This window comes from Pseudactinotalea sp. (assembly GCF_048594945.1).
In the GTDB taxonomy this organism is placed as follows: Bacteria; Actinomycetota; Actinomycetes; order Actinomycetales; family Beutenbergiaceae; genus Pseudactinotalea.
Map to the genome: position 1 here is coordinate 1 of NZ_JBMDXJ010000402.1, position 3,844 is coordinate 3,844.

The following is a 3,844-nucleotide window of genomic DNA, read 5'->3' on the forward strand; positions in this document are numbered from 1 at the left end:
CCTGCCCGCGAGCGCGGGCAGGCCAGCACCACTCGTCACCCGGGAAGGGAATGCACATGAGCGCAGAGGTGCTCGCGCAGACGCTGATCAACACGATGACCAGCGCATCGATCTACGTCATGATGGCTGTCGGGTTCACCCTGGTCTTCGGCACGATGCGGATCGTCAACTTCGCGCACGGTGCCGCCTACCTGGCCGGCGCGTACGGGATGTTCGTGTTCGGCACGATGGCAGGCCTGCCGTTCGTCCTGGCCGTCCTGATCTCGGTCCTCGTGGTCGTCCTCGCCAGCTCGGCCATCGAGGTGACGTTGGTCGAACGAACGATCGACGACGGACTCAAGACCATGATCCTGACGCTCGGGATCTCCCTGGTCGTCGCGGGCGCGATCGAGTCGATCTTCGGCTCGACCCCGGTGGCGGTCCCCAGTCTCGCCGAAGGTGCCTACCGGTTCGCCGGCGTCTCCCTCCCGAAGGAGCGAGCCATCGTGATCGTCGCCGGAGTCGTCGTCATGGTCGGCCTGTGGATCTTCTTGCGCTACTTCCGGTGGGGGCAGGGGCTGCGGGCGGTGAGCCAGGACAAGGAGATGGCGGCAGCCATGGGGGTCCCGGTGCGGAAGATGCAGGCATGGGGCTTCGGTGGCGCAGCAGGCCTGGCGGCGCTCGCGGGCGCTCTCATCGCGCCGGTCCTCTACAGCAATCCCGACATCGGTGACGCCGCCCTGGTGAAGGCGTTCATGGTCGTCATCATCGGCGGAGTCGGAAGCGTCTCGGGTGCCGTTCTCGCGGGGATCCTGGTCGCGTTGGTCGAGAACATCGCCACCGTGTGGCTGGACGCCAGCGTCTCGGGTGTCATCACCTTCACCGTCGTCATCCTGGTGCTCATCGCAGCGCCGCGCGGAATCATGGGAAGGACCAGTGAGCGGGTATGAGCACCACGACCATCGAGTCCGATGATGGACGCATCGGCACCGCCGACGGCCGGTCCTCGCAAGCCCCGCGGAATCGAGGCAGAACCGTCGATCGGTTCGTATCGATCGGTGGGATGATCGCTGCGGCGGCCGGCGTCCTCTACCTGAGTGGCGACCCCGCCCTGCAGTACACCAGCGTCACCGCAGCCACCGTCTCGATCGCCGCTCTCGGCTTCTTCGTGGTGCACCAGGTGGGCGGCACGACCCTGGGTCAGGCCGGAGCGATGGCCATCGGCGCTTACACCAGCGGCATCGTGGCGATCCAGACGGGCATGCCGGTCTTCTTCGCGATGCTGGTGGGGATCCTCGCCAGCTGCGTCGTGGGCGTGCTGCTCGGAGCGTTGGTCACCCGGGCGAAGACCCCATTCCACTTCATCTTGTTGACCTTCACCTTCAGCGAAGTCGTGCGCCTGGCCATCGAACGGTGGGTCTACGGTGCGGACGGCTTGCCGAACATCCCGTCGCCGTCGATCGGAGGGCTGGTCTTCGACACGGCGTCGAGCTACTTCTGGCTCGCGATGGGGATGCTCGCCGCCTGCATGCTGTTCGTGCGATGGCTGATGTCGTCCAACCTCGCCAGGAGCTTCCACGCGGTGCGTGACGGCGAGCGCCACCTCGCGCCCTCCTTCGGCATCGGTGTCTCGCGCTACAAGGTGGTGGCATTGATGATCGCCTCAGGATTGGCCGGTCTGGCCGGCGGCCTGCAGGCGCACTTCTCCAGCTTCGTCTCCCCTGACCAGTTCAACCTGCACTTCTCGGTGCTGATCCTCACTGCGGCCGTGTTCGGCGGGTTGGGCAAGGTCTACGGCCCCGTGGTCGGTGCCTTCGCCTTGACGTTCCTGAACGAGTCGCTCGTCCAGTACCCCGGCATCAGCCTGCTCTCCTACGGCGTCGTGCTGGTGGTGGCCATGCTCGTGATGCCCTCCGGCCTGGCGGGAATCCTCACGGGGGTGAGGCGATTGCTCATCAGGCGCCTCTCCGCGGACTCGAGGGGGGAGTCATGAGCAGCGTCCTGCGCGTCGACTCGATCAGCAAGCAGTACCGCGGGGTGAAGGCGGTCGACGACATCAGTCTCGAGCTGGGCCGGGGCGAGGTGCTCGGGCTGATCGGTCCCAACGGCGCCGGCAAGACGACCCTGTTGAACCTCGTGACGGGATACGTACGCGCCGACGCGGGCTCGATGGAGCTGGTGGGGCGTTCGTCGGGTCGTGCATCGGCGGCGGCGTGGGCCCGTCGCGGAATCACCAGGACCTTCCAGGCCCCGTACATCTACGAGGACGCGAGCATCGTCGAGAACGTTCGACGGGCGGCGTACTCGCGCCAGCGGCAGTCGATCCTCCGACAGCTGATGACGCGGCGTGAGTCGGGTTCGCTGTTCGAGGAGATGACGGCGGTGGCGCTCGAGACGTTGGAGGTCGTGGGCCTGCCGACGGACTTGGCCGATGGAGAGGCGAGCTCGCTCCCCTACGGCCATCGCAAGCTCCTGTCACTCGCCATGGTGCTGGCCACCGGACCTGAGGTGGTGTGCCTGGACGAGCCGGCAGCGGGCCTGAACCCCGAGGAGAAGGAGAACATCATCCGCATCATCGGCGTCCTCCGAGGCCGCGGGATGTCGGTCGTCCTGGTCGAGCACGACATGAGCATCGTCAGCCAGGCCTGCGACCGGACGATCGTGCTGAATTACGGAAGGTGCATCGCGGAGGGCACGACCTCCGACGTGCTCGACGACCCCGAGGTGGCTCGGGCCTACCTAGGAGGAGTGTCGGCGGATGGTTGAGCTGAACGTGGAGAACCTGACCGTGAGCTACGGGGCGGTGGCGGGGCTCACGGAGGTCTCGATGACCGCTCGTTCTGGCGAGATCACGGTGGTCCTCGGGGCGAACGGCGCGGGGAAGTCCTCGTTGGTCAACGCGGTGTGCGGCATCGCCCCCGTGGTGGCGGGCTCCATCACCCTGGGAGGCGAGCGTCTGGATGTGCTGCCGACGGAGTCGCGGACGCGGCGCGGGGTGGCGTTGTCGCCAGAGGGGCGGCGAGTCTTCCCTGACATGACGGTGCAGGAGAACCTCTTGGTGGGCAGTTGGACGAGCCCCCGACGCCGCCGCGAACGGGAAGCGATGGTCTTCACCTACTTCCCGCGGCTGAGTGAGAGGGCTCACCAGGCGGCGGGCACGCTGTCGGGAGGTGAGCAGCAGATGTTGGCGATCGGCCGGGCGATGATGTCCGGCCCGTCCATGCTGGTGCTCGACGAGCCGTCTCTCGGCCTGGCCCCGGTCATCGTCGAGGAGATCGCCGAGATCATCGTGCGACTGGCCTCCGACGAAGGTGTGACCGTACTGCTCAGTGAACAGAACGCGGCGTTGGGCCTGCACATCGCTCAGCACGGATACGTCCTGCAGCTCGGGCGCGTCGTGGCGAGCGGAACCAGTGACGAGCTGGAGGACGACGCCGTCATCCAGCACGCCTACCTCGGCGGATGAGCACCGGCTCGGTCGCGGTGACTGAGAGAAGGGGACAACGTGCTCTGTCGTTCCTGATCGTCTCGTCCTCCTTCATCCTGCTGATCGGTTCGTCCGGAACACCAGTCCCCCTGTTCGCGGTCTACCAGGCCGAGTACGGGGTGCGGGACAGCGACCTGGCCACGGCCTTCGCCGCCTACGTCACGGCGGTCGCGGTCGCCCTGCTGCTGTTCGGCAGGTTGTCGGATGTGTGGGGTCGGCGCGGCGTCGGAGTGATGGCGCTCGTCGTGGGAGCCGCGGCCTGCGTGGTCATGAGCGGGGTCGAGGGAGCGGGTGAGCTCTACGTGGGACGGGCTCTGCAAGGCCTGGCGATCGGAACGGGATCGAGCGCGCTGGGAACCTGGGCATACGAGCTGCGCC

At 67.0% G+C, this 3,844-nt stretch carries 5 protein-coding genes; all 5 read left to right on the forward strand.

Going from position 1 to position 3,844, the window contains the following annotated elements; genetic code table 11:
* Positions 1 to 56 precede the first annotated feature (56 nt).
* Positions 57 to 929, forward strand: a complete 873-nt coding sequence (locus ACOJSN_RS18325) for a branched-chain amino acid ABC transporter permease (protein WP_420113930.1) — start codon at positions 57 to 59, stop codon at positions 927 to 929.
* Positions 926 to 1,972 (forward strand): branched-chain amino acid ABC transporter permease, encoded by a 1,047-nt coding sequence (locus ACOJSN_RS18330; protein WP_420113931.1) that lies wholly within the window; start codon positions 926 to 928, stop codon positions 1,970 to 1,972. Before ACOJSN_RS18325 ends, ACOJSN_RS18330 begins: the two co-directional genes overlap by 4 nt.
* Positions 1,969 to 2,745 (forward strand): ABC transporter ATP-binding protein, encoded by a 777-nt coding sequence (locus ACOJSN_RS18335; RefSeq protein ID WP_420113932.1) that lies wholly within the window; start codon positions 1,969 to 1,971, stop codon positions 2,743 to 2,745. Before ACOJSN_RS18330 ends, ACOJSN_RS18335 begins: the two co-directional genes overlap by 4 nt.
* Positions 2,738 to 3,445, forward strand: coding sequence for an ABC transporter ATP-binding protein (locus ACOJSN_RS18340; RefSeq protein WP_420113933.1), 708 nt, complete (start codon positions 2,738 to 2,740; stop codon positions 3,443 to 3,445). The genes ACOJSN_RS18335 and ACOJSN_RS18340 overlap by 8 nt, the downstream gene beginning before the upstream one ends.
* A partial coding sequence (locus ACOJSN_RS18345) for an MFS transporter (RefSeq protein ID WP_420113934.1) occupies positions 3,442 to 3,844 on the forward strand: 403 nt, incomplete at its 3' end. The genes ACOJSN_RS18340 and ACOJSN_RS18345, both read left to right, overlap by 4 nt.